Below are 25,031 nucleotides of genomic sequence, written 5' to 3' on the forward strand. Positions count from 1 at the left end.
TGCCGTTACTTCGGAAGCCCGGCCTTCAGGTTCGTTATCGCCGCCTTGAGGAGCTCCGCTGGTGTGAGTGTCGCGGTCCCGATCTTCCCGACTACAACGCCAGCCGCGAAGTTTGCGAGTACCGCAGCCTCCCTGTAACTTGCCCCCGCTGCGAGCGCGAGCGCGAGCGCGCTTATGACCGTATCACCGGCGCCGCTTACGTCAAAGACCTCCTGCGCGACAGTCGGTATGTGGGTTTCCCTCCCCGGCTCAAAAAGGCTCATGCCGTTCTCCCCCCTGGTAATGAGGAGCGCCTGGCATCCGAGCCTCCCGAAAAGGGCCTGGCCCGCCCTGTGGAGAGACTCGTTATTCGTTATCTCGATCCCGGAGCCCTGGGACGCTTCGAGGTTATTGGGGGTGACGATCGTCGAGCCCCTGTAGAAATCGAAATGCTCTACCTTGGGGTCGACAGCCACTGGCCTCCCCATATCGAGGCAAAGCGAGTTCGTCTCATCCATGAGGCGCTGGGTAACGAGCCCCTTGGCGTAGTCCGACACCACCACTATGTCCGCGGCCCTGGCAGCCTTTTTGATGTATTTCAAGACCTTGTCGGTAGCTTCCGGGTCGATCTTGTCGCGCAACTCGCGGTCGAACCTTACGACTTGCTGGTGATGGGCTATTATCCTGGTCTTTATGGTTGTCGGCCGCTTCCGGTCGGTTACTATGCCCTCTGCCGGTATGCCCTTTCCCTTGAGGGAGGCGACAAGCTTCTTGCCGTCGGAGTCGTTCCCGATGACGCCGGTTACTAAAGACCTGCCGCCGAGGCTGTGGATGTTATTTACGACGTTTGCCGCCCCGCCGAGCATTATGGACTCGGAGGTGACCTCTACCACCGGGACCGGGGCCTCCGGGGATATCCGCTTCACCTTGCCCCAGATGAAATGGTCCATGATGAGGTCGCCGACAACGAGTATCCGCGCCCTTTTGAACTTCTCGATTATTGCCTGCGCCCGTTTGGCGCTTAGGTATTTTTTCATGGAATTTTACTGGAATTGTGCCAATTGGAATTTATAACACAGATGCCTTTGGCAAGGCAATAACGTAAGCGGGTCCTCGCCGGACGGGCTGGTACGCTTTCACGGAAGCTGCCAGCCTGCCTGGCTACAAAATCCTAGATATTGGCGGCGAAAGGGGAAAAGGAATTAAAAGAATGGCTGCCTCAGTGACAGATCTCGAATCCTGTTTTTTTACGCGCCCTCCCGGCCCGAAGAGCATCAATGAAAAACTCCTCGTATTTCCGGGCGATAGCCTTGGGGTCGTTCCGTTTTCCAAGGAGCTCGTGCCCCTTACGGCCGAGCTCCTCCCTTAGCGCCAAGTCCCTTACAAGCTTATCAAGGTGCGCCGTCATCCCCTGTATGTCATCAAGGCGGGCCAGGAGGCCGCCTTCGCCCACAACTTCCCTGTTCGCGGCGTCGTCGTAGGTGATTATGGGGAGCATATTTGCCATCGCTTCAAGGAAGACCATGCCGTATGACTCATTCGAGGTTGGATAGAGGAAGATATCCGAAAGCCGCATGAGGCTCATCTTCTCGTCCTCCGTAAGCCTTTTCTTTATTACCGTTATCCGCTTTCTCCCGAAGAGATAGTTATATGGCCTTTCAGACCTTATGACGAAATGCACGTCCGGGTTTTTATAATGCCTTGCTATCCGCATGAAATGGGCGTTCTCTTTCCTGGCGTTCCCGATGGAAGCGACTATGAGCTTCCCTTCAGGGAGGCCGAAATGGGCCCTCCCGTAACGCGCGTCGTATTCTCCGGCGTCAAAGGGCAGGTCTATACGGACGACATTCTCCTTACGCTTCTGGAGCGAAAGGACGAAGCCGGAGAGGACGACCGTCCCCGAAACATCGTCGAGGTTTCCGGCCTGCCTCGGGCACATGACCGTCTGCGTGACCGCCGTAAGGCGAGCGGCCCTTTTTATATATTCGTGGTCCTTTCCGCCGCCCGGGGCGCAGTGCACAATATCGGGCCTGAGCCGCCGTATGTAGTCCTCTATATTCGGGTAATCGGGGCCGTCATAGAAGACCGGGTAATGGGTCTCGAACTTTTCGCTCAACCCCCCCCTTCCCATGGCAAGGACGCTTATCATGAACCGGGACCGGTCCAGGTGCCTGGCCCAGTGGTGGATGCCGAGCTGCGAGCCGCCGAAGTCGAGCCTGTGCGGGCATATCAAGAGATGTATCATGCGGGTCCCCATTCATCCGTATTGGATACATATTTTCTAATTGCAATCTCTGAAAATTGGAGATTTTTCCCGAAATCAAGGAAGGCCGGGAATAAAAAGCGGAGCATATATGAATAATATGTGAGCATTTTTATTCCCGGCCTGACACAGAGTCCGGGGAAAAGATCAATTTTTTAGAGATTGCATGGGCTTCCCTTGCGCTCCCGAGCACCATTCCCGAAAGTGCCCAGAAGGTCTGCCCCGTATGCCGTGTCATTATGTCTTCCGTCATGTTGAGGACCAGAAAGGCGACAAGGAGTCCGACGCCGGATATGCTTATATAGAACCACTCTTTCCCGGGCGTGGCAATGAGGGCAGCCGAATGCATGAGCCGGAAGAGTTTCCAGAACAGGACCAGGAGAAAGACAATGCCGCCTGCCCCGGCCATGACCCCGTAGCTTAGAAATAGGTTGTGCGGGTAGACATGGCCGAGCCTGAACGCGGGGACGAATATTTCCTTGTTGCCGAAGCCGAGGCCAGAAAGGGGTCTCTTCATTATCTCTTGAACAGAACCCTCCCAGATTATCCACCTCTCCTCGACCTTGAGCTCCTCTACCGCGCCCCTCCAGCCTTCGAGGCTCAAATCCATGTTCAGGTCACGCTTGGTCGATACCATAGGTATGATCGAGACCAGAACGAGCGCTGTAACCGCGATCGACGCCAGGCGCACCTTGAGGCCGGACCTCAGTATCTTCCCGTATATGAGGAAGACCGCGACGGCGGCTATAATCGCGAGATACCCGGCCCGGAGCCTTGCGAAGTAGATGCCGAGGAGGAATAGCGGCATAAGCGCAAATGCGGATGCCCGGAGCCGGCTGCCCGGCCCTTTCGTAAGCCCCAGTCCCAGCCCGACCACGGCGGCAGAGGCCATGAAGAAACCGAAATAGGCCCTCTTCCCGTAAGCAAACCCGGTCTCCTCGAGTGAACCGAAGCCGAGCCCCATGATATAATAAAAATAAACGCTTGCCGCGATCATGAGCGCGGCCCCTGAAAGGAACCACGCGCCAAGGTATGCGAAGTCCCGCCCGCTCCTCGTCATGACATAAAAAACCCAAAAGGCCAGCACAGGATAGACTATCTCCTTCTTTATCTCCGAGAGGGAACGGGCAATATCCTGGCCCGGTATTATTGTGACGAGCGCGAGCGCGGGCCAAACAAAGAGGAGAAGGCGCATGGGAGGCCATTCAATCCCTCCCTTTCTCCACATGTGCAAGGCTGTGAACAAAAGCGCGAGAAAGAAACCGGCCCCCCTCATGGTGACGACACCGGGAAGGTTCAACGAGAAGAGGTACACTCCCATTGAGGCGAGCGCGGCCCTTTTAAGGGCCGGGGTTGCCGAGTTTGAATATCCGGATGTGTTCAGGTCCTTATCCTTTCAGCTATCGTATGGCGACTGTTTTCAAGAGCGGCGGCAATAATCTCCCTGCAACGATGCAGGTATGTATGGTTTTGAAGGACGTGCTTCTGCCCTTCCCGTGCTATCGCTATCGCCTTTTCCGGGTTTTCAGAGTAATAGAGCGCCTTTTGAACGGCCTCCTCCTCGGTCCTGAACCCTATGTAATGCCGTCCCTCATCGAAAAGCTCCTCATACCCGAGGCCCTCGTAGGTGTTGGTAAGGAGCATGCACTGGCCGTTCGCCATTGTCTCGAAGACCCGCATATTCATGTCCATGCCCCTTTCCCCGTCAAAGCCGGCCCCGGCGTTGAAGCCGATAGTGGAGCGCGCAAGCTCGCGGGTCGCCTCGACCCCGAACCTTTTCCTGAAAAGGAACCTGGCCGAAAGCCCTGATCCCCTAAAGAGCTTCTCGAACCTCTTCCTGTGCCTGTAGGGGGCGCCGCACATGGCGATGTCGTAATGACTCCTACGGAAGAGCCTGTCGAGAAATGGCCCGCCCGCCATGCCCGGCCTGTAGGCGTGCGTCTCGGGCTCGGCGGCAAGCGGCAGCCACCGGGCGTTATTCCCGAGCTCTTTGACGACATGCTTCTGCGCCACCCAGATGAAGTCGAATGAGTACCTATCGCAGAGTGCCCGGTGCATGTGGAGCTTGTGGCAGGAATCTATGCTCACAAAGCCCTTTGATCCGCCGAAAATCTCAAGTGCCGGGAAATCGACAGGCATGCCGCAATCAATTAGGATAGCCAGGTCCGCGTCCGGTATGCTCTTCCATTCCGGTGTCTCACGGGGATGGAACGGAAGGTCGACGAGGTCCACTCCAAGCCGCTTGAATGCCCTGAAATAGTACCAGGCGGTCGTATGCGGGACTACGGAGCGGAGGAGCGCTATCCTGGGCCTTTGTGCAGCCATCTTACCTATGCGCCCCCGTAGACGACGCCAGAAATGGATTGAAGGCGCTCCTTATCCTCTTCGCGTCCGCGGCATCCCGTATCCCGGCCCGCTTGTCCCTGAACATCGCTTCCGATATGTCTTTGCTGCCGGATTTCTCATGGCCGAGGTGGAACTGTATCGCAAGGTATCTGACCGACCTCATGGCGCATCCGGCTGCCTTGAGCCTGTAGCTTATGTCCGTATCCTCGCCGCCGCCCCTGTGCTCGTATTCCTCGTCAAACCCGTTCACCGAGAGGAGGTCTTCCCTGTACATGGAAAAGTTGCAACCGAGGAGGCTAAAGGGGCTACTTCCCCTCAGGCGGTGTAGCGGCCTCAGGGCCTCCTCGTAATACCTGAAATCACCTTTGAGCGAATGGTAGAGCCCCCAAAGGGTCGGCCCGTCAAAGTATCCTTTGTCGACCATCTCCGCCGTTACCCTTTCCGATACAGGGATACTCATCATCACCCTCCTCCCGCCGAGGAACTCACCGCGCCTGCGGTTCCTGAAGTGCACCTCAAGGAAGTCCCTTGCGACGATGCAGTCCGCGTCAAGAAAGACGATATAACCTGCCCTCGACTCCATTACCGCGCGGTTCAATATCCTGCATTTCCTGAAGCCCCTCTTCTCCTGCCAGACGTGGCGGAGCGGAAAAAAAGGCCTCCGGGCCTTAAACCATGCCCCTACCTCCGGGCCTGAACCGTCGTCTGCTATGAGCGCCTCGAAGTCCCTAAACGTCTGCCTTTCGAGAGCGCGGATGCAGAGCTTTAGATAAGGGAGGCTGTTATATGCGCCTATGATTACGCTTACCTCCGGCATGCTCAAGCCAGCCCAGCCTGCAAAGAGGCCTCATTAAGCGACCTTTTCGATAGCGCTATCTCGTCTATAAGAGAGGCAAAGACCGCGCTCACCTCCTCGGCCGAGCACTTCAGCGCCGCTTCCCTTCTACGGGCCCGCTCTCTTGCGAGCCCGCCGGTACGCCTGAGCATCCAGTCCGTCGAAAGTGCCTCCTGGATAAGGACTGCAAGCTTATCCGGGTCGGCAGGGGCCTGGATAACCTTTCCTGCCCTCTCTTTCTCTATAAAAGAGGCTGCGCCGGCCCCCTTCCCTATTATGACCGGCAGCCCGGCTGCGAGGGCTTCGACAGCTGCTGCCCCGAATGTCTCGAAGAGCGAAGGCAGCACGAATACATCCGATGCATCATAGAGCGCGCCGACGTCTTCCACCCCGCCGAGGAACCTGATATTCCCGGATACGCCGAGGTTCCGGGCAAGAGTCTCAAGCCGCTTTGTCCCGCTCCTGTCCCTGCCTGCCGCAAGGAGGAACGCTTCCCTGCCGCTTCTTTTAAGCGCGGCGACTGCCCTGATCGTCGCCTCAAGGCCCTTTATGCGGAAACCCGAGCCCACGTGGAGTATGACAGGAAGGCGGTGAGGTATGCCCAGGGCCTTTCTCGCTGGGTCTTTCCTCGCCTCATTCGGACTGAACCCTATCCGCCCGAGGTCGACGGCAGGCGGTATGACGCTAAAAAGGTGCCGTTCCAAACCGTGATGGCGGCATATCTCATCCCTCCCACGGTCGGAGAGGACGACTATCCTCCCTCCCCTTTCCCTCAAGTCCCTTAATAGCCTCTTTTCCAGCGCGTTTATTACGATGTGGAGCGGGTTCATGGCTATCGATATCCTGTCCCTGAGCCCGAAATTCTTCTTCCTGAACGCAAGCCATTCCCTGTGGCAGGCGCTACCCGCCCTGTAGATATCAGCGACGAGCGTCCTGTCAAAGGCGATTACCATATCGAAGCCCCCGGGACGTTTTGATATTACCGACCTGCTGGAGATGGCGAAGGAGAGGACCTTGAGCCATGAGGAGAGCCTTATTACCGGCGCCTTTATGACCTCTATGCCTTCTTCCGGGGCGCTTTCAAACGACCCGGCCACGATGGCCACATGGTCGCCCCTCCTCGCAAGCGCCCTTGCAAGGATCGCGGCCTGCCGCTCGTAGCCGCCGAAGGGGTTGTATTTCATGAGGACGATGGCTACATTCACCTGGTCTGCACCTTCCAGAAGAGGCTTCGGCCGGCAGTCCGGCCCTTTTTTGAAAGGATGAGGCCCTCATAAAGGGCCTCGGTCCTGTCGAGCATCTTCTCGATTGAAAACCCTTCGATGACGAGCCTCCGAGCGTTCACGGAAAGCCTGCTGGCAAGCAATCTGTCTTCAAGGAGCATGGATATACTCTCGGCGAGCCCCCGGGCGTCGTTCGCCTTGAACAGGAGCCCGGTATTCCTGTCCTCCACTATCTCAAGAAAGGACGGCAGGCCGGATGCCGCGACCGGGACCTTCATCGCCATGGCCTGCACGATCGACTGGGGCACGCCTTCGTTCGCGTATGAGGGCTGGACAAACACGTCGAGAGAGGAGAGGACCATCGGCACATCGTTCCTGTGCCCGAGCATCAGTACGGTCTTTTCGAGCCCCGAAGAGGCGATCTTTTTACTGATGTATTCCTCCCTCGGCCCGCTGCCCGCTATTATGAAGCAGGCCTCGGGATGCGTCTTCTTGACGAGCGCTGCAGCATCGATAAAGCAGTCGTGCCCCTTCCAGCTCCTGAGGACCGATACCATCCCGATAAGGGGCGCAGAAGCCGGGACCCCAAGCTCGGCCCTCAGGTCCGGGTACCCAAGCTCCGGGTCGAACGCGCCCATGTCAATGCCTGTCGGAATGGATACGGCCCTTCCGGGCTCGACCCTGTTTATATTAATAAGCCGCTCCCTTATGGCCTCGGAGGTGGTTACTATGCAGTCAGGGGCGTGCCTGTAAATTATCGAGGACGCAAGCCCGGTCGACACCGGCGTTGATATGTGGCGGGTCCTTATGATGAGGGGCCTTGGCCGGACGAGCATTGCCGCGGCCGAGGCGAGCCAGCTGTCCCTTGAGCTGTGCGTGTTTACGACATCGGGCCTGAAATTCCTTATGGCCTTCACTAGCATCACGAGCGAGGCGGGGTAGTCCTTCCTGCTGAACGAGACCGGAATTGTCTCAATGCCCGCCTGCCGGGCCTTTTGGAATATCCCGCTATCCTCCTCGGAGATAATAACAGGCCTGTGCCCCCTGGACTTCATGCCGAGGCACTCGTTCAGCACCCTTATTTCCTGCCCGCCCCAGCCGAGGGAGGCCTCTGTATGGAATATGGTCCACATGGATTACGGCCCCGGATTGAATTCCATCTTAACTTCTGAAACCCGCCTTCATCTCCCATAGCTTTGCGTACTTGGCGAGGGTATAGGAGGCATAGAGTATGGAGAGGACCACCCCGGCAGTGCCGTCCAGGAAGCCGCGCCGGAGCACATACATCTTGAAAAAAGTGAACGTGGGCCTGAAAAAGATGTCCGTTAGGCCCGCGTTCCTTCCGGAGTTCAGCATCTCCTCGGCCGCAAGCGACGAATACTTCTCCATCCTCTTCAAATAATCGGAGACGTCTCTGTAGGTCAGATGAACGAGCGGGTTCGATAGCCTTTCCGTCCGGCCGTTCACGACCACCTTTTCGTGGATGTACCTGTCTATGAACCGGCCTGCGCCCTTCCTGTAGAGCCGGAGGTTATAGTCGGGCCACCAGCCGCAATGCCTTATCCACTTTTCGCCGAAAAAGTTTTTCCTCGGCACGAGGTACCCGGCTCTTCCGTCAGACCCGACCGCGCGGAGTATTTCATCCTTTAAATCCGGGGAGACCCTCTCGTCCGCGTCTATGTTGAGTATCCAGTCGCCCGACGCCCTGTCTCCCACGAGGTTTTTCTGGCGTCCGAACCCGAGCCATTCGTCCCTGAAGACCCTGGCCCCGTATTCGTTGCAAATCTCGACCGTCCTGTCGGTGCTGCCGGAGTCCGAGACAAGCACCTCGTCCGCCCAACTGACGCTCTCAAGGCAGTCGCGTATGTTCGCCTCCTCGTTCAGGGCTATTATGGTGACGGAGACTCTGGGCATAGGCTGCGGTCCAGTCTAATGGGTGCTTTTCATAAGCCCGGCGGATATGACCTGTAATTGGCAAGTTTAGCACAAAAAAAAATCCCTGCCGGACGGCCAGCCCCTTATGCGTATTTCTCTCCGCGTATTCCGGTTATTCCGGCGCTCCTGCATCGGAACTTATCAGCTCACAATTAGCTTGAAAAAAAAATCCAGATTATTTAGCATATTAAGCGTTGTGTCCGGAAATGGCCTCTATCGGCCCCACTCCGTAATCGGTGAAAAGATGGGCAGCCCTGCCGTATCGTTCGTAATCGTAAACTGGAATACAAAAGACCTCCTCCGGGACTGCCTTGAGTCCATCCGGAAGACGGTCAGGATCCCCTTCGAGACATGGGTCGTCGACAACGGAAGTTCTGACGGGAGCGTCCGGATGGTCCGGGAGCGCTTCCCGGAGGTAAAGCTCATCCAGAACGCCGAAAACCTCGGCTTTGCCAGGGCGAATAATCTCGCGCTCAAGAGGATTTCAGGCAAATACGCCGTGCTCCTCAACTCCGATACCGTCCTTAAGGAGAACGCGATAGAGTCTCTCGTCGACTGCATGGAAATGAACCCGCGGGCAGGCGTATGCGGCGGCTCCCTCCTCAATGAGGACGGCTCGATGCAGAACTCGATAGCGAACTTCCCGACCCTCGCAACCGAACTCCTGAATAAGAGCATCCTCCGGAGGCTCTTCCCAAAAAGGTTTCCCGGAAAGGAGAACGGGGCCGCGAGGGGAATTCAGCAGGTCGAGTCAATAGTGGGCGCCTGCATGGTCGTAAGGAAAAAGGCCATGGAGGAGGCCGGACTGCTTGACGAGGACTACTTCTTCTTCCTCGAAGAGACCGACTGGTGCCTGAGGTTCAGGGAGAAGGGCTGGGACGTCCTCCATAACCCGGCAGCAGAGATATACCACCTGCAGGGCGGGAGCGCCAGGAAGGTCCCGGTAAGGGCGAGGACCGAATACTGGCGGTCGCGCTACATATTTTTCAGGAAAAACAGGAGCAGGATGTCTTATGCGGTCCTCAAGGCCGGGCTTGTGGCGAAGCTCTCCTGGAGCTTCGTTTCCATGGTCCTAATGAACCTCGCGACCCTGTTTTTAATCGGGAGGCTTCGCTCGAAGCTCCGGCTCTACGCGGCCCTCCTCAATTGGCATATCGAAGGCTGCCCGGAATCGCTGGGGCCGAGGCCCGAAAAGACGGCCCGGCAGAAACCCCGCGAGATTCTGAAGGAAGCATAAGGTCCGAAGCGGCCGCCTTGCCTTCTGATCACTGCCGCTTCGGCCATTCCCCTATCTCCATTCTCAACAAAAAACCTCGCGGCGCCGGCAGGGAAGGCGCCGATTGACTGACAGGACATGGGAACTACCGTCTCGTGCATATTGATAGTTAAGGACGAGGAGAGGAACATCGACGCGTGCCTCGATAGCCTCTCCTGGGCCGACGAGATAATAGTCGTCGATTCCGGCAGCATTGACCGGACCGCGGCCATATGCGCCGGATACCCGAAGGTGGTCTATCGCGACTTTCCATGGGAGGGCTTCGGCCCGCAGAAGAACCGCGCCCTCGCTCTCGCTACCAAGGAATGGGTATTCTCGATTGACGCTGACGAGCGCGTGACTACAGAGCTCGCAAACGAGATAATCTCAACGGTCCGGGCCCCGCGATTCGACGCCTACCGCATTAAGCGCAAAAACATCTACCGGGGCGCATGGGTGCGCCGGAGCGGCTGGTGGCCGGATGAGGTGCTGCGCCTTTTCAGGCGCGGGGCCGCCAGGTTTGACGACCGCATCGTGCACGAGTCAGTGCTCTATAACGGCCGGACCGGGGTGCTTGAGAATCCGCTCCTCCATCATTCCTACAACGAGGCAGGGGATTTCATAAGCCGTGTCGACCGCTACTCCACTCTTGGGGCGCGGCTCCTCAGCGAGCGCGGCAAGCGCGCCGGGACGCTCAATATACTGGCAAGGACGTTTTTCGTATTCCTTAAGACTTATATATTCAAGCTGGGTTTCCTCGACGGAAGGGCGGGGCTACTCGTCGCGTTCTCGACAGCCGAGGTTACTTTCTATAAGTATATGAAATTGGCGGAGATTGGGGAAGGGGGCCATCAGACGGAGAGATGAATAAAAACATCCTCCTCATCCAGCTCGGCGATATCGGCGACGTCGTCCTTACCACCCCCTCGATACGCGCGATAAAGGAAACATTCCCGGAAGCGCGCGTCTCAATAATGGTCCGGAAGCCGTTCGGCAACCTACTTGCGGCTGACCCGCACCTCCACGCTGTCCTGGAGGCCGGGAAAGTGCGCGGCAACGCCTTGAAAGCCCTGGCGGAGCATGCTTCTTTTATGCGCCGTCTCCGGAAGGCCCGCTACGATCTCGTAATAGACCTCCGCACCGGTGACCGCGGGGCCATAATGAGCCTTTTAACAGGCGCGCGGACGCGCGTCGGCGTGCACTGCAAAGAGCCGGTCTGGCGTAACCTCCTTTTCACCCGGACAGTCCGGGAATTCAAGGCCGCTCCTTACCCGGTGCACCCCGGCGCGGACCAGTCACTACGCATACTCCGCGCCATAGGCATAGAGACGAATGACTCGATGCCGCGCCTTTATTTCTCGAAAGACGACCTTGCGCGCGCCCGAACGCTCATTTCAGAATGCGGTCTACCGCCCGGCACAAGGCTGGTCACGTTAAATCCCTTTTCGCGCTGGAAGTACAAGGAATGGTCTGATCAAAAATGGGGACAGATAATCGACAGGCTTTGGGATGAGCGCCATATTTTCTCTGTGCTGGTCGGCTCAGATGATGAATCTCCGGAAGCGGAAAAAATCAGAAGAGGCCGCGAGGACCACACGTTCAATCTTGCCGGGAAAACTAATCTTCCAGAGCTTTCCGCGCTCATCTCGCTCAGCAGCCTTCATTTGGGGGTGGACAGCGCCGCCCCACATATCGCGGCAGCTGTAGGGACGCCGACCTTAACAGTATTCGGGCCCGGCAATTGGAAAAGCTGGACTGTCCAAGACGATATGCGCCGTGTAGTGACGGCTGAAATGCTGTGCATTCCATGCAACAAAAAAGGTTGCGATGACTCCGGGAGGAGCCGTTGCATGTATGAACTTCGTGCAGACGAGGTTTACAGTGAACTGGAGAGCTTTTTGAAAGGATGTCGTATAGCCTAATGTCAGTTTGACGTGCGGGACATTATAATTCGTTCCTGCGCTGCCTGTAAAACTTCTCGCTTGGATATTGATTTTCGCTTGGATTTTTGATGATGACCGGCTTATCAAAAATGCCTTTCAGTCCCTCCGGGGACTCTTGATATTTTTCCTCTAAAATGAACTTGCGGTTGAAAAGACTGTATTTGGTCCCGGAATGCGTCCTTATGTTTATGGGCGTATAGGTCCGGGTCGATTCCTCGGCAAAATTCTCGAAACCTTTAATTTTGAAGTTTGCAACCTCCCGGCCATACCTGTCCTGATACCGCCAGATGATATCCCCATCCTCCTCTCCGATGCCCAATAAACGCTCATCGAAGTAACCAAGCTCATCAATTTCCTCGCGAGCGATCAAAAAATGGGACCAGGAGCCATTGATCTGGAACGACCTCCCGTTATTGCGACTAAGTGTCATGCAGACCTTTTCCATGAAATCTGGACGGCTTATCATAATGTCGTCGTTCAGCATTAAAATATAGTCATTTGAAGCATGTATAATAATACTGTTCCAAAGCTTTGACAAACCACGGAAGCTTGGAAATAGAATAGGAAAAACGTTTTCCTGATTAGCAGCGCTCTTTAGAACATTTTTCCGGTATTCCTCACTGAATTTCTTGCCGTTCTCTCCATTGACGGCAACCACGATTTCATTGCCGACGTATTCCCTGAGCCTACACAAGAGTGGGGTGAAATACCTATCAAATCTCGCTTCAAACGTGGTTATACCGATAGATATATCCTCCGGCCTTATGCGTCCGGCGCCCTCTCCAGAAAGGTGCTTTTTAGCTTTGTCACTCAATTCCCTTGCCAGATCTACCAGACGGCTCATTATCCTCCCCGGGCACTACTGCTTTTTTAATCAGACCGTTTTCACAGAAACTGGGAATATTCTTCCTGTACAGATACTCGATATTAGAGCCTTCTCTCCAATGTTTCTCTCCCAATTCTTTGTGGTGCCAAAGATGGAGCGTTTTCGCCTCACGAATGACCGAATATCCGCGAAAACCGACCTTCACCATCCGAAGGGAAATGTCCTCATCTTCCCCGCCCCATCCGACAAAATTCTCATCATATCCGTTAATGGCTTCCATATCGGCGCGGTGTATAGAAAAATGACTGCTGCATCGCTGTTTTCGCTCGTTCGCGAGACCGATGCGTATCAGCATGCTATATCTAAAAAACTTCCAATGCTCCCGTGTAATAGGGCGCTCCGGGAGGGCCTTATAGAAGCGCTCAAGCCGCTCGGGCGTGATTCCCTGCGCCATTAATGAACGGGTCTGCTCCTCGGGAAGATACTTGCATAAACCTGCCACGAATCTCCTGCGCTTGGCGCATTCGATATGGGAACGTATAGTGCCCGGCAATAACACAAAGTCACAATCGATGAAGATCAAATACTCTCCACTTGAATTGCGTATGCCGTTATTCCTGACAGACGCGAGCCGGAAACCATCCTTTGGCTGCCATGCATGAATTATCCGAAAAGGATAGGAGGGAATCATCATCCTGATGGCTTCGACCGTCTCCTCGCGTGATCCGTCATCAGCAATAACAACTTCGCTGAAATCATTTCTGCACGCTCTTAAAGCGTCAAGACAGCACTTCAGATGCGAAAGTCGTTCATAAAACGAAATAATGACGCTCACAGAATTAATCATTTGCACCGGCCAGACGCTTAATTGACATCTTTGCCTTGCTGATTCTGCGCCAGAGTCCTGCTTTTAAGCTTCTTCGATATGGGGGTATGGTGATACAGTCCCTATTCCCGTCCTGTCTCGCTTTTCTGCGGAGCATCCTTGTAAGGTGTGGGAATAACTGGTACTCGTAAAGAACCCTGCGTCTCGCTTCTACGAGAGCAGGCAGGCGCCGCTTCCATTCCAAAGCGTCTTCATTCAAAACCTTGCGGATAGCTGCAAGGGCCTCGGCAGGCCTTCTTATATCTATATGGACGTATGATTCCTGAGGGAAATAGTTGGCTAGGTTGGGGCAGCCATGATAAATTGGCACCGTCCAGGACAAAAAACAATCTGCAATCTTCTCCGTCCAGTAATCCGTGGAAACAGTATTTTCAATCGCTAGCGAGAACCTGTAGGGCGCGAGCCCGTCCCACTTATCCTCTATGGGGCGCACGGCGCGACCAAACAGGTCGGCTGGAATATCAGACGTACACTGCAGAGTCTTGAGAAATGCGAATCGGTCCATATGGCCGGGCAAGTCCTTGCAATTGCCCACGACCCAAGATAGTGGGCGGCTCTTATCGGGTATATCAATGGTCGTCAGCTGGTCGAATGTGTGGTTGACATGCCACGGGACGGCAGGTTGAGAGAGAACGTATTTTTCAGATGAGTCGGCCGGATGACTCGTTAGTACATGCGCAAATGGCACATGCCCCTCCACCATCCAATCTGTAAAACCCCTGACATAGGGTTCCTGCATTAATGCCCAGACATTCTCTTTAGGGCAGGTTGCCCTGACCTCGCGTTTTAGACGATTGTTAAGTATGACCAGCGCGTCACATTCTACCGCATCCGTGCTGAAATGCAGCCCGTCCCACACGCCTTTTCCCCCGGGCGTTTGACGTAAAATATCCGGCCAGTCCCAATCTTTGACGACGCAAACGAGCTTAAGATTATTTCTTTCGGCCTCTCTATGCATGTGATTCCCTGCAGCCCAATCACCTTGTTATCGGTTATTGCGCGCCTCTATGGATTCTAATAATATCATCCTGCACTGACATAACGAACTGGGGCTTTATCGTCTTCACGAGCTTCTCCAATTCCTGCAGAGTCGGATAGTCGTTTTCACCAGTAAATTCTCGGGCATCGTCAATCAAAATGACATGATCGTCAGCATTCTCTTGATGCAAGATATGTTCCAGCTCGGAAACTATCGGCGTCAGCTTTTTACCTTTTCCGGTTGTGAATGTTGCGCCGCTCGAATGGTGCGCGTCCAGCCAAAAAAGGCAAGCCCCACTCAAGTTTCCCATCAGGTTTTTCAATACTTCACCGCTGTCCCCCTGAAGCATTTTGACATGCTTGTATTTGGAAAATTTCTTTGCGGCCCGCTGGTATAAAACCTCGTCAAGCTCGATCGAATAGATACGGCTGAAGATGTCTCTTGTGGCGCGAATCATAAAGCCCAGATAGGTGCCTGTCTCTACGAGCGTTTTTATCGAAAACCGCCTCGCATAGTCCTTAACCACACTTTGTTTAATCAGATGTGGCGGCGGGCAGGGCCGGTTATTTTCAACCCATTTCAACAACTCCTTTTTGTGCCGTTTATCTGTCACGATATCGTACAAGAAGGTGCGGCTTATTAATTTCTCGATGCCATAATTCATTGAACTCCCCTCGCGTTTCAATTTTTTAGAGTAATGATGCACGATGGACAGGTCTATTTTTTCGATTTCTTCCAGAGCAAAGAATACGGCAACATAGCGTTCAAGCAGCCCCCCCTGGAGCCTGTGGGAGCGCGTGGAATCATAAAAATCGAGCTTTCTCGTTTCAATGATGGGCACGAGGAAAGACATCAATTTTTCAAATAAGGGCACTGGTGTTATAAAACAATCGCACATATTGAGAAAGCCATCCTTGGCCACATCTGTGAGGGTATAGCTCGTCCGAAAAAAAGAATTGTACTCATCCAAGATGCGATCAATGCAATTGATCCCATCCCCAACGAAAGCGTCAGGCTGGCTCTCATCCATTAAAACACGTTGACTATATATTTTTTTAAAATCGTGACTCTCAAGAGAGACATGGACAGGACAGTGAAAAGCTAATTTCTCGTTTATCAGTGCGGTTATATTAGTGGGCCTGTCAAGTTTCTGCTGCTTCATATCGGACTGTATCCTTAATGCCTCAAGCTCCTTGATATTAGGTTTTCCGCCAGACCCGATAAGCCTGTGTTCTTTATCGTAATGAGAAAACCCAACGTAGTCCAACCCACGGTGAAGATTATTCTTGTAGACACAATACATCCCGGTGATTTCAGCATAGAACGGCGAAGGCCAACTGATTGGGAAATCAGACTCGGCAATCACCTTATAATCCTTGGAAATATTCCGATGCAGATAATGATTGCCCAATTTCAAAAATGTATAATTTTTAGGAGAAAAACCAGGGTCTCCCTCATACATCTCATCCCATATAACGTTATGACAGAATATGAAAACCTTCCAGGCCTTCATTTCACCTGCCGCACTTTTCTCAACACAGATGCAAACCTCAACATTTTCTTGGTATTCTACCCAGTTCGCCAAGCAATAGTGCACTTAGCATGTAAAAAACATAACGACCGATACGTCAGGCGTTTTCGCAGCCATTACGCGCCTGCCCCGGCAAGGACGCAGCCCTTAAGGAGGACTTCCTGGTAAACAGCTTTCATCTTCCCGGTCAATCTCTCCCAATCGTGACCTGCCGCGGTCAGGCCCGCCGCCCTGCCCATAGCCTGCCGCCGTGTCGTATCCAATAATTGCAAAATCCTTTCAGCCGCCGTCTCCGCGTCCTTTCCGTCCGGCAGGACAAAGCCGTTTACGCCCTCCTCGGCCAGGTCCTTTGCCCCGACATTCGGGCTTACAATCGCCGGCAGCCCTGCTGCCATTGCCTCAAGGACCACCATGCCGAAGGTATCGAAGGCCGAGAGCATGATATAGAGGTCTGCGGCCCTGTAAAACCTCTCCAGGCCTTCCGCCTGCTTGCCGGCGAATACCACCGCGTCTTCAACGCCAAGCGAGCGGGCCAGTTCGCCGTATTTTTTTTCATCACCCCGCCCGACCACCAGAAGCTTTATTCCCGCATCAGGCCTTTTGGCGCGCGCCCGCGCAAGAGCCCTTATTATTGTATCCAGCCCCTTCACCTCGAAGTTCATGCCCACGAAGAGGAGGAGTAGGTCCGAATCTTTTATGCCGTAGCGCTCCCTTATCCCGGCCCGGCATGCGGCGCGGTCAGGCTTGGAGAACCTTTCAAAGTCCACACCCGGGTGCATCGTCTGCCAGCGGCCGGGGAGGGAGGGGTATTCGCGGCGGAACGCCTCGAACGCGATGGACGAGACCGGAAGGAAGACCGAGGCGCCCCCGGATGAGAGCATCCGCCCCTCAAGGGCCGTTATCGCCCTGTCAAAGAGGCTCGGTGTTTTTCTCCTTACCTCACGCGCCCAGACAGCGTGCGGCACGCAGTGCATGGTAAATACGTCGGCGCGGAATATCCAGTCGTGCGAATGGATAATGTCGAAGCCGCCCCTGCCTATCATCGTCTGAGCGAAAAAAGCGAATGACAATGGGCGGAGGAACCGGGGGAAGCGGACCATCGGGACCTTGTGGTACGTTATCCGGCCCGAGCGCGCCACCCATTTGTTAGCGAAGACATGTATCTCATAATCTTCGCAGAGGGCGAGTCGCTCCGTAATCTCGCTAGCGAAGCGCTCGCCGCCGCCGACCAGCCCGAACTTGGGGATGGCGACCGCGACCTTCGTCCTTCCGGTTTTATATTTGCCGCCCTGGGGCATTCCTGGCCCCATTATCTGAGCGGCGTAGCCTCGTCAACGAGCATCACCGGGATATCGTCCTTTATCGGGTAGACGAGCTTGCACCTTTCGCAGACGAGCCCGTCCTTCTTTTCGTTCAGCTTTATGCCGCCCTTGCACTTCGGGCACGCAAGGATTTCGAGAAGCTCCTTGTCTATCGCCATTAATCACCTCCGTGAATTGATTACGAAGCCAATGAAAACTTTTCAGGCCCCGGCCATTTGATTCACTTCCGGGCCATGCCTTCCTCTACGGCCTTCCTGCCGCCCATCCTCACGTATTCGACCCCTCCTATGACGCTTACGAAGACGCCGGTCGCGAACCAGAGGAGCGATAGCGCGATGGCCTGCTCCTTCGAGGCGCCTATCATCGTGAAGAGGAATATGAACGCGCCCTCCCTGATGCCGAGCCCGGATAGCGAGATCGGGAGCATGGAGATGGCGGTCGTGAGCGGGATAAAGAGGAAGTAATAGCCCACGGGCACGTCCATACCGAGGCCCGAGCCGAGCACGTAATAGCCGATAATTACTCCTCCCTGTATGACGACCGAGCAGGCGAATATCCGGTAGAGTATGCCGTGATGGCTTTTATAGCTCATTAGCACCTTGTAAAAGGTGTCTATCTTCTTGTTTATGCCGTAGAAGTGGACCTTATCGAGAATGCGCATGGCCCAGGAATGGAGCGGCCCTATCCAGATTACCATGCTCATGAAGGTGAAACCGCCTATGAGGAGCACAAAAAAACCAGGCAGTGCCGTGCCGGATATGAGCGGGTATCCCGGGATAAGGGCCAGCGCAGTTATGCACATGAGCGCGGCGAAACCCGCATACCTGTCCATGAATATCGAGGCGAGCGCGACATCGCCCTTCCTTGAATGCTTGTAGAGGTAGTAGCCCTTGACGAGGTCGCCGCCGACCATCGTCGGGAGAAAGTTATTGAAAAAGAGGCCGATGAAATAGATGGAAAGGAGCCTTGAATAGGGAACGGTCATGTCCTTTTTCAGTATCACCGACCACCTGTAAGTGGCTATGGTCTGGACCGACAGGAAGACGAAAGCCACGAAGGCGACCGAGAGCGGGTTTACCGAGGCAAAGGTCTTCCAGAGCGCGTCAAGGTCGAGGTTCCGGAGGAGCACATACATTATTGCCCCGCTTATGCAGACTTTAATCAGTGTCGATATTACGCTTTTCATCCGCCTCTGCCGCCTTTCCTGACTGTATGATGAAAAAGTCTTTTCCTGGACTTTTTCATCCACGACTTGCCCGAAGTGAATTCGTGCAAGTTCCACAGGTCGCTCGTTTTTACTCCCGCGATCCGGCAATCCATCCATCGCAGGTTTCGTTTTTTCGCAACCTGCCCAAAAACCTCCAGATTGTAACCTTTCCGGAGCGATTATTCCAGAGGATTGCCGCGCTTACGGCCCTTATTATGTTCAGGCCAAATTACCGGAATTCCTGTGCTGTTTTTAACTCATCTCCCTTACATTGAGGATACTTCGTAGCCTCCTACGGAGAGGTTCATTATCCCTATCAGGATCCTTCTCCTACCGCTTTTCGCCCCCGCCTTTGTCAACGGGGGCCGTGCCTCCAAAAAACCTCTTCTCCGCCTTTACGGCTATGAGCGCTATGAAGGTCCCGAGTAGCGCGCCCGCCGCTATATCAGTCGGGTAATGCGCGCCCACATAGGGCCGCGTGTACGCTACAAAGGCGGCAAAGATCATAAAGAGAGGCCAGAACCTCCTGTGCCTGGCAGAGAGAAAGGCCATTGCCGCGAATGCCGCCGTCGCGTGCCCGGAAGGAAGCGAATAAGAGGCGGGGCAGTCGACAAGAAGCCTCACGTTTTCGAGCGCGCGGCAGGGCCTGGGCCTCATGAAGGCGAGCTTCAGGGCGCCTGAGGCCAGCTCGCCAATGAGGACGGCCGCGGGGAGAAGCACGAGCCCTTTGAAATCCCGCCTCCTTCCCAGAATCCAGACGAGCGCAGAGCCCACTATCATCATACCGATGAAGTTCAACTTCTCGGTCGCGTATGCCATGACCGGGTCGAGGGCCGGGGAGGTCCAGGCGGTGTTTATGAGCCAGAAGAGGCGGATATCGAGTCCCGCTATGTAGTCCATACTTCTTTCGCCTCAGGCTCTGGTTTACTTCAAAGAGTTTACGGCCTGCAGGACCTCGTCGACCGATATCAGATTCATGCATTTAGCATCCCTGCACTCCCTTTTGAAACAGGGGCTGCAATCGATGCTTTTCCTTATTACGATGTGCCCGTCTCCGTACGGCCCGGTCCTCCAGGGCGCGGTCGGCCCGAAGAGGGCGATTATGCGCGCACCTGCGGCTGCGGCTATGTGCATGGGGCCGGAATCAACGGTCACGGCGAACCTGGATAGCTTCATAAGGGCCGTAAGCTCCTTCAAGTCCGTCTCGCCCGCAAGGCTTACCGCGCCCTTCCCTATGGCCCCGGCCATTGATGAAAGATCAGATGCGTCCGAAGGGCCGCCTATGAGCACGGGCCGGAGCCCCTTCTCCCCCGCTATCCTTCGGGCAAGCTCCACGAATTTCTCGTCGTTCCAGAGCTTGGTAGCCCACCTCGCCCTGGTCACCATCACGAAAAAAGGGCCCTTCACCCCTTTTCTGTCAAGCTTCTCTCTTATCGACCTCTCCTCATCTCCTAGGCCAATGGTAAAGGCCGGCGCGTCCACAGGGCCCCCCACCCCAACGACATGCCTTGCGAGGTCCAGGTACCTGTCTACCGCGTGCCTTTCGGGGTCGTAGGCCGGGAGCTTTTCATTCAGGAAAACATGGCTCAACTCCCGTGAATTGGAGAAGCCTACTCTCCTTTTCGCGGCCGTAAGCCAGACCCATGCGCCGCTTTTAAGTAACCCCTGGAAATCGAGCGCAAGGTCATAGCGCCGCTCCCTCAAGCGCCTCGCGGTCTGGAGGTTCTCCCTTATGTTCCGAGCCCAGCCGCGCCTTACGGTTATAACCTCGTCTATAAGCGGGTGCCCCTTCAGGATGCCGCTTGCGGCCTCCTCGACGAGCCAGTCTATCCTGGCCTTCACGCCCTTTGCCCTGAAGCCCTTCTTGAGGGCGTCAAGGGCCGGGAGCGTGTGCACGACATCCCCGATGGACGATAGCTTTATTATGAGGACCTTCATAAGGCAGGCCGTTCAAGGTCGGCGAGTATCCAGGCCGCTGCCTCGAGTATGTCCCTGGCTATGAAGTCAGGGGCTTCCACCATGCCCTCGAGCTCGCTCGCGCCCTTGCCCGTAAGGACGAGTATGCCTTTTGCGCCTATGTTCCGGGCAAGCCCGACATCAGATGCCTTGTCCCCGACCATGTATGCCTTTTTCGAATCTATCTCGTGCTCAAGCGCCGCGAGCTCCACAAGACCGGGCAAAGGCTTCCTGCACTGACAGTCTACATCGGGGTGGTGGTTGCAGTAGTATACCCCGTCAATCCTCGCGCCTTCCTTGCCGAGGAGATCCTTGAGCCTCCGGTTCACGGCATCCACCTGGGCATCCGTATAATAGCCCCTCCCCACACCTGACTGGTTGCTCAGGACTATTATCTTGAGATCGCGCTCGTTAAGGAGCCTTATGGCCTTTGTCGCGCCCTCGATGAGGATGATGCCGTCCGGGTCCGAAAGATAGCCTACGTCCTCGTTTATGGTCCCGTCCCTATCGAGAAAAACGGTCCCCGCCTGCTTCTTCATGCAAGTAAGCCTTTAGCTGCCTTCAGGACCTCGCCCGCCTCTATGGCCCTCAGGCACTCGTAGTGTCCGTATTTGCATTCCCTTTTAAAACAGGGGCTGCATTCCATCTTCTTGCCGACGACAGCCGTCTTTTCCCCTACAGGCCCGGTAAGGACCGAATCGGTCGAGCCGAATATCGCGACTGTCGGGACGCCCAGGGCGGCTGAGATGTGCATGGGCCCCGAGTCGTTCGTTATAAAGGCGTCGAGGAGCGACATGAGCGCCATGGATTGCCTGAGATTTAGCGCTCCCGAAAGGTCGAGAGCATGCGGGTACGCCCGCTTGAGCGCGCCGCACGCTTCCTTATCGTCCGGGCCGCCGAAGACAAGGGCAGCGCCTTTCCGGGCCTCCGTAAGCTCCTTAAGGACAGATGAGAACCTTTCCGGGGGCCACATCTTTGCCGGGCCGTAGCTCGCGCCAGGCGCGGCCCCGAAAAGAGGCCGGCCGGGAAGCCCCTTTTTCTCAAGGAATTCGCTTGCCCAGCCTGCCTCCTCCTCGCTTATATACAGCTTCGGGACCGGCGCTTCCTTTTCGTCCTCCATCGGCCCCCCAAGGGCCTCGACGAGGTTCAGATAATAGAAAACATGATGCCTCTTCTTTATCTCCCGGTCCACCGGTACCGCCCTGGTGAGGAAGGCTGACCTCAAGTCCCTTGCATAGCCTACCCGCTCCGGTATCCTTGAGAGGAAGGAGAGGAAGGCGGCCTCAAAGGCGTTCTGGAAGAGAACAGCCGTATCAAACCCCCTGCCCTTCAGCTCAGAGGAGATGCTTAGTTTTTCAAGTATGCCGCCTTTTTTCGAGCCGAACTCCAATATTTCCGAAACAGCCGGGTTATTCTCGAATACCGGGATGACCTTGGGTCTGGCGAGTACGGTTATAGTTGAAGAAGGGAAGAGGCGCTTCAATGCCTCCAGGGCCGGAAGGCACATGACCGCGTCGCCTATCCAGTTCGGCACCCTTACGAGGACCTTTTTTCCGTTTTCCTTGCGCATACGCCTGTTGGTAACATTGAATTCGGGGGAAAAACCCAGGCAGCTTGAACGTGCAAGGACCATCCCTGGATTCCATTGATTATAGTACGAAAAAGGGCTGGGTTTCAATCTGCAAAACCGGTGGGCGCCTTGACTTCATACCGGGTTTTTGCTATTTTTTTTCAAATACACCCGTACTTAAGCCGCTCAATATCTCTCCCCGCCGCACTTCTTGGGAGGAACACTGGATGCCCTGTTTTATGCCCTTCCCGTTACCTGTGAAAACAAGAATAATCTTTGAAGTTTCCTGATTACAGTCAATACGGGGCAGATTCAGCTCCTGGAGGACCGATGAACTGGTATCTTAAGGAATATGAGGAAGTCCTGGGCGCGCTCCGCTCCGCTCCCGAAGGCCTCACGCAGGAGGAGGCCGGAAGGAGGCTCGAGGAGTACGGGCCGAACGTCCTGGAGGAGAAAAAGAAGCGGTCCGTGTTCGCCATGTTCCTCGACCAGTTCAAGGATTTCATGATAATAGTCCTCCTGGCCGCGGCAATCGTCTCGGGGCTCATAGGGGAGCCGGCCGACACAATAGCCATTATAGTCATAGTCGTCCTGAACGCGATCATAGGCTTCGTCCAGGAGTACAGGGCCGAGAGGGCGATAGCGGCGCTCAAGAAGATGGCCGCGCCCTCGGCGCTCGTCTTGAGGGACGGAGCGCCGGTCGCGATCCCGGCCTCCATGCTCGTGCCCGGCGATATCGTCGTACTGGAAGCCGGGAACATCGTTCCCGCTGACCTGAGGCTCATCGAGGCGGCGCGGCTCTTCGCTGAGGAGGCCGCTCTCACGGGCGAATCGGTTCCGGTCGAGAAGCACACCCGCGTTCTCCACGAAAAAGACCTCCCCATAGGCGACAGGAGGAACATGGCCTTCAGCGGGACCTCCGTTACCCACGGCAGGGGCAAGGGGGTCGTGGCCGCAACCGGCGAGGAGACCGAGCTCGGGAGGATAGCGTCGCTCCTCGAGGAAAGCGAGGATATAAAGACCCCCCTTCAGAAGAGGTTGGCGAGCTTCGGGCAGAAGCTCGCCATTGCCGTAATCCTCATCTCGGCCGCCGTCTTCGGCATCGGCATGCTCCGAGGGGAGCCGGCGCTCCTCATGCTCCTTACGGCCATCTCGCTCGCGGTTGCCGCGATACCCGAGGCCCTTCCCGCGGTAGTTACCATCTCCCTGGCCCTGGGGGCCAAGAGGCTCGTTAAGCAGCACGCCCTCGTTCGAAAGCTCCCGGCGGTAGAGACGCTCGGCTCCATAACCTACATATGCTCGGACAAGACCGGCACCCTCACACTGAACAAGATGGCTGTCGAGGAGTCCTTCATAGGCGGCAGGCTCTGGAAGACCGGGGAGAAGGCCTCGGGAGGCGCCTCTCTCGAATTCATGAGGGCCATCGCCCTCAGTAACGACGCGCGCGAGGGCGCTGAAGGGACCATCGGCGACCCCACGGAAGTAGCGCTTTTCAACTACGCGAAAGAACACGGCTTTGAAAAGAACGCGGTCGAAAAAGAATTCCCGAGGAAGGACGAGATACCCTTTGATCCTGAAAGAAAGGCCATGACGACCGTGCACCTTTTGCCGGACGGCCGGTTCATGAGCGTCACAAAGGGCGCGCTCGAAGTGCTCCTTGAGAGGTCAGTCGACATGCTCGCGAATGAGGGCAGGAGACCCCTCGACAGCGCCGGGCTGGCGGCAGCGGGAGAGAGGATGGCTGCAGACGGTCTCCGTGTGCTCTGCGTAGCGAAAAGGGAATGGGATAGCGTCCCCGAGGAGCTTAAGGCCGGAGAGGTGGAAACCGGGCTCACGATTCTGGGGCTTGCCGGCATAATGGACCCGCCGAGGGACGAAGCCAGGGAGGCCATCGCCGACTGCAAGACCGCCGGGATAAAGCCAGTGATGATAACGGGCGACCACCCGATAACCGCTCGGGTCATTGCGAAAAGGCTCGGCCTCATAGACGGCGACGACGCTAAATTCATAATGACCGGCCGGGAGCTTGAAAAGCTTCCTATGGACGAGTTCGAGAAAAGGGTTGAGGACATAAGGGTCTACGCGCGCGTGGCGCCTGAGCAGAAATTGAAGATAGTGCGGGCGCTCCAGGACAAGGGCGAGTTCGTGGCCATGACAGGCGACGGCGTCAACGACGCCCCGGCCCTCAAGAGGTCCGATATCGGCGTCGCAATGGGCATAACCGGCACCGATGTCGCAAAGGAATCCTCTGATATGGTTTTGACCGACGACAACTTCGCGACGATCGTGAAATCGGTAAGGGACGGCAGGAGGATATTCGACAACATAAGAAAGTTCATAAAATACACCATGACCAGCAACTCGGGCGAGATATGGACCATATTCCTTGCGCCCTTTTTCGGCCTCCCCATCCCGCTCCTCCCCATACACATACTCTGGATAAACCTCGTTACGGACGGCCTTCCCGGGCTCGCGCTCGCGGCCGAGCGCTCGGAGAAGGACGTAATGAAGAGGCCGCCCAGGCACCCGAAGGAGAGCATATTCGCGCAGGGTCTGGGGGCGCACATCATCTGGGTCGGGCTCTTGATGGGCGGCGTATCCATACTTACCCAGGCCCTGAGCATCAATACGAATGCTGCCCCCTGGCAGACGATGGTATTTACGGTCTTATGCCTCAACCAGATAGGGCATGTGCTCGCCATCAGGTCCGACACCGAATCGCTCTTCACGATGGGGCTTTTCTCGAACAAGCCCCTTCTCGGGGCGGTCCTCCTTACATTCGGGCTCCAGATGGCGGTCATCTATGTGCCGTTTCTTAACCCGATATTCAAGACAGAGCCGCTCACGATGCTCGAGCTTGCGGCGACGCTCGCGCTTTCGTCGGCGGTATTCATTGCGGTAGAGTTCGAGAAGCTATTCAAGAGGCGTATGAGGCGGGGGTAATTAAAAAAAACCCCGCCGCTAACGTCGGGGTT

Annotated in this window: 23 protein-coding genes; 4 read left to right on the top strand and 19 right to left on the bottom strand. The window is 55.7% G+C overall.

Annotation, left to right across the window (positions count from 1 at the left end; translation table 11 throughout):
- Positions 1 to 5: 5 nt before the first annotated feature.
- The 8 genes from rfaE1 to K8I01_07810 form a co-directional block, all read right to left on the bottom strand.
- On the bottom strand, positions 6 to 1,016 hold the full coding sequence (rfaE1, locus tag K8I01_07775) for a D-glycero-beta-D-manno-heptose-7-phosphate kinase (GenBank protein MBZ0220314.1): 1,011 nt from the start codon (positions 1,014 to 1,016) through the stop codon (positions 6 to 8).
- Positions 1,017 to 1,198: 182 nt separating this feature from the next.
- A complete protein-coding gene (locus K8I01_07780; protein ID MBZ0220315.1) occupies positions 1,199 to 2,224 on the bottom strand; it encodes a glycosyltransferase family 4 protein in 1,026 nt (341 codons plus the stop codon).
- A 130-nt stretch (positions 2,225 to 2,354) separates the two neighbouring features.
- Positions 2,355 to 3,542, bottom strand: a complete 1,188-nt coding sequence (locus K8I01_07785; GenBank protein MBZ0220316.1) for an O-antigen ligase family protein — start codon at positions 3,540 to 3,542, stop codon at positions 2,355 to 2,357.
- An 80-nt stretch (positions 3,543 to 3,622) separates the two neighbouring features.
- The gene (locus K8I01_07790; GenBank protein ID MBZ0220317.1) at positions 3,623 to 4,567 is read right to left on the bottom strand and encodes a glycosyltransferase; all 945 of its coding nucleotides are present in this window, start codon (positions 4,565 to 4,567) and stop codon (positions 3,623 to 3,625) included.
- A 1-nt stretch (position 4,568) separates the two neighbouring features.
- A complete protein-coding gene (locus K8I01_07795) occupies positions 4,569 to 5,405 on the bottom strand; it encodes a glycosyltransferase (GenBank protein ID MBZ0220318.1) in 837 nt (278 codons plus the stop codon).
- Positions 5,406 to 5,407: 2 nt separating this feature from the next.
- Positions 5,408 to 6,628, bottom strand: coding sequence for a glycosyltransferase family 4 protein (locus K8I01_07800; GenBank protein MBZ0220319.1), 1,221 nt, complete (start codon positions 6,626 to 6,628; stop codon positions 5,408 to 5,410).
- Positions 6,625 to 7,779 (bottom strand): glycosyltransferase family 4 protein, encoded by a 1,155-nt coding sequence (locus K8I01_07805; protein MBZ0220320.1) that lies wholly within the window; start codon positions 7,777 to 7,779, stop codon positions 6,625 to 6,627. Before K8I01_07805 ends, K8I01_07800 begins: the two co-directional genes overlap by 4 nt.
- A gap of 28 nt (positions 7,780 to 7,807) precedes the next feature.
- Positions 7,808 to 8,560 carry a glycosyltransferase family 2 protein gene (locus K8I01_07810; protein ID MBZ0220321.1) on the bottom strand — a complete coding sequence of 251 codons (753 nt, stop codon included), beginning with the start codon at positions 8,558 to 8,560 and terminating at the stop codon, positions 7,808 to 7,810.
- Between the two features lie 265 nt (positions 8,561 to 8,825).
- Between K8I01_07810 and K8I01_07815 the strand changes: the two genes are divergently transcribed.
- The 3 genes from K8I01_07815 (at position 8,826) to K8I01_07825 (ending at position 11,758) form a co-directional block, all read left to right on the top strand.
- On the top strand, positions 8,826 to 9,818 hold the full coding sequence (locus K8I01_07815) for a glycosyltransferase family 2 protein (GenBank protein MBZ0220322.1): 993 nt from the start codon (positions 8,826 to 8,828) through the stop codon (positions 9,816 to 9,818).
- Positions 9,819 to 9,935: 117 nt separating this feature from the next.
- Positions 9,936 to 10,703 carry a glycosyltransferase family 2 protein gene (locus tag K8I01_07820; GenBank protein ID MBZ0220323.1) on the top strand — a complete coding sequence of 256 codons (768 nt, stop codon included), beginning with the start codon at positions 9,936 to 9,938 and terminating at the stop codon, positions 10,701 to 10,703.
- Positions 10,700 to 11,758, top strand: coding sequence for a glycosyltransferase family 9 protein (locus K8I01_07825; GenBank protein MBZ0220324.1), 1,059 nt, complete (start codon positions 10,700 to 10,702; stop codon positions 11,756 to 11,758). The genes K8I01_07820 and K8I01_07825 overlap by 4 nt, the downstream gene beginning before the upstream one ends.
- A gap of 22 nt (positions 11,759 to 11,780) precedes the next feature.
- On the opposite strand, the gene K8I01_07830 is transcribed toward K8I01_07825, so the two are convergent.
- From K8I01_07830 to waaF, 11 genes are all read right to left on the bottom strand, one after another.
- Entirely contained in the window at positions 11,781 to 12,623 is an 843-nt protein-coding gene (locus K8I01_07830) for a hypothetical protein (protein ID MBZ0220325.1), read from the bottom strand.
- Complete coding sequence (locus K8I01_07835) at positions 12,586 to 13,452, bottom strand: glycosyltransferase (GenBank protein MBZ0220326.1); 867 nt, start codon at positions 13,450 to 13,452, stop codon at positions 12,586 to 12,588. Before K8I01_07835 ends, K8I01_07830 begins: the two co-directional genes overlap by 38 nt.
- Positions 13,445 to 14,449: a hypothetical protein gene (locus K8I01_07840; protein ID MBZ0220327.1), complete on the bottom strand. Its 1,005-nt coding sequence runs from the start codon at positions 14,447 to 14,449 to the stop codon at positions 13,445 to 13,447. The genes K8I01_07835 and K8I01_07840 overlap by 8 nt, the downstream gene beginning before the upstream one ends.
- Before the next feature lie 34 nt (positions 14,450 to 14,483).
- Positions 14,484 to 16,055, bottom strand: a complete 1,572-nt coding sequence (locus K8I01_07845; GenBank protein ID MBZ0220328.1) for a DUF4422 domain-containing protein — start codon at positions 16,053 to 16,055, stop codon at positions 14,484 to 14,486.
- Positions 16,056 to 16,117: 62 nt separating this feature from the next.
- The gene (locus K8I01_07850) at positions 16,118 to 17,299 is read right to left on the bottom strand and encodes a glycosyltransferase family 4 protein (protein MBZ0220329.1); all 1,182 of its coding nucleotides are present in this window, start codon (positions 17,297 to 17,299) and stop codon (positions 16,118 to 16,120) included.
- Between the two features lie 11 nt (positions 17,300 to 17,310).
- Positions 17,311 to 17,481: a Trm112 family protein gene (locus tag K8I01_07855; protein MBZ0220330.1), complete on the bottom strand. Its 171-nt coding sequence runs from the start codon at positions 17,479 to 17,481 to the stop codon at positions 17,311 to 17,313.
- A gap of 62 nt (positions 17,482 to 17,543) precedes the next feature.
- Positions 17,544 to 18,509 (bottom strand): flippase-like domain-containing protein, encoded by a 966-nt coding sequence (locus K8I01_07860; GenBank protein MBZ0220331.1) that lies wholly within the window; start codon positions 18,507 to 18,509, stop codon positions 17,544 to 17,546.
- 351 nt (positions 18,510 to 18,860) lie between these two features.
- Positions 18,861 to 19,430, bottom strand: coding sequence for a phosphatase PAP2 family protein (locus K8I01_07865; protein MBZ0220332.1), 570 nt, complete (start codon positions 19,428 to 19,430; stop codon positions 18,861 to 18,863).
- A gap of 24 nt (positions 19,431 to 19,454) precedes the next feature.
- Complete coding sequence (locus K8I01_07870) at positions 19,455 to 20,468, bottom strand: glycosyltransferase family 9 protein (GenBank protein ID MBZ0220333.1); 1,014 nt, start codon at positions 20,466 to 20,468, stop codon at positions 19,455 to 19,457.
- On the bottom strand, positions 20,465 to 21,025 hold the full coding sequence (locus K8I01_07875; protein ID MBZ0220334.1) for an HAD family hydrolase: 561 nt from the start codon (positions 21,023 to 21,025) through the stop codon (positions 20,465 to 20,467). Before K8I01_07875 ends, K8I01_07870 begins: the two co-directional genes overlap by 4 nt.
- Positions 21,022 to 22,056, bottom strand: coding sequence for a lipopolysaccharide heptosyltransferase II (gene waaF, locus K8I01_07880; protein ID MBZ0220335.1), 1,035 nt, complete (start codon positions 22,054 to 22,056; stop codon positions 21,022 to 21,024). Before waaF ends, K8I01_07875 begins: the two co-directional genes overlap by 4 nt.
- Positions 22,057 to 22,386: 330 nt before the next feature.
- On the opposite strand from waaF, the gene K8I01_07885 reads away from it, so the two are divergent.
- Complete coding sequence (locus tag K8I01_07885) at positions 22,387 to 24,999, top strand: cation-translocating P-type ATPase (protein MBZ0220336.1); 2,613 nt, start codon at positions 22,387 to 22,389, stop codon at positions 24,997 to 24,999.
- Positions 25,000 to 25,031: the final 32 nt, after the last annotated feature.

The sequence above is a fragment of the Deltaproteobacteria bacterium genome, from assembly GCA_019912665.1.
Classification (GTDB): domain Bacteria; phylum Desulfobacterota; class GWC2-55-46; order GWC2-55-46; family GWC2-55-46; genus UBA5799.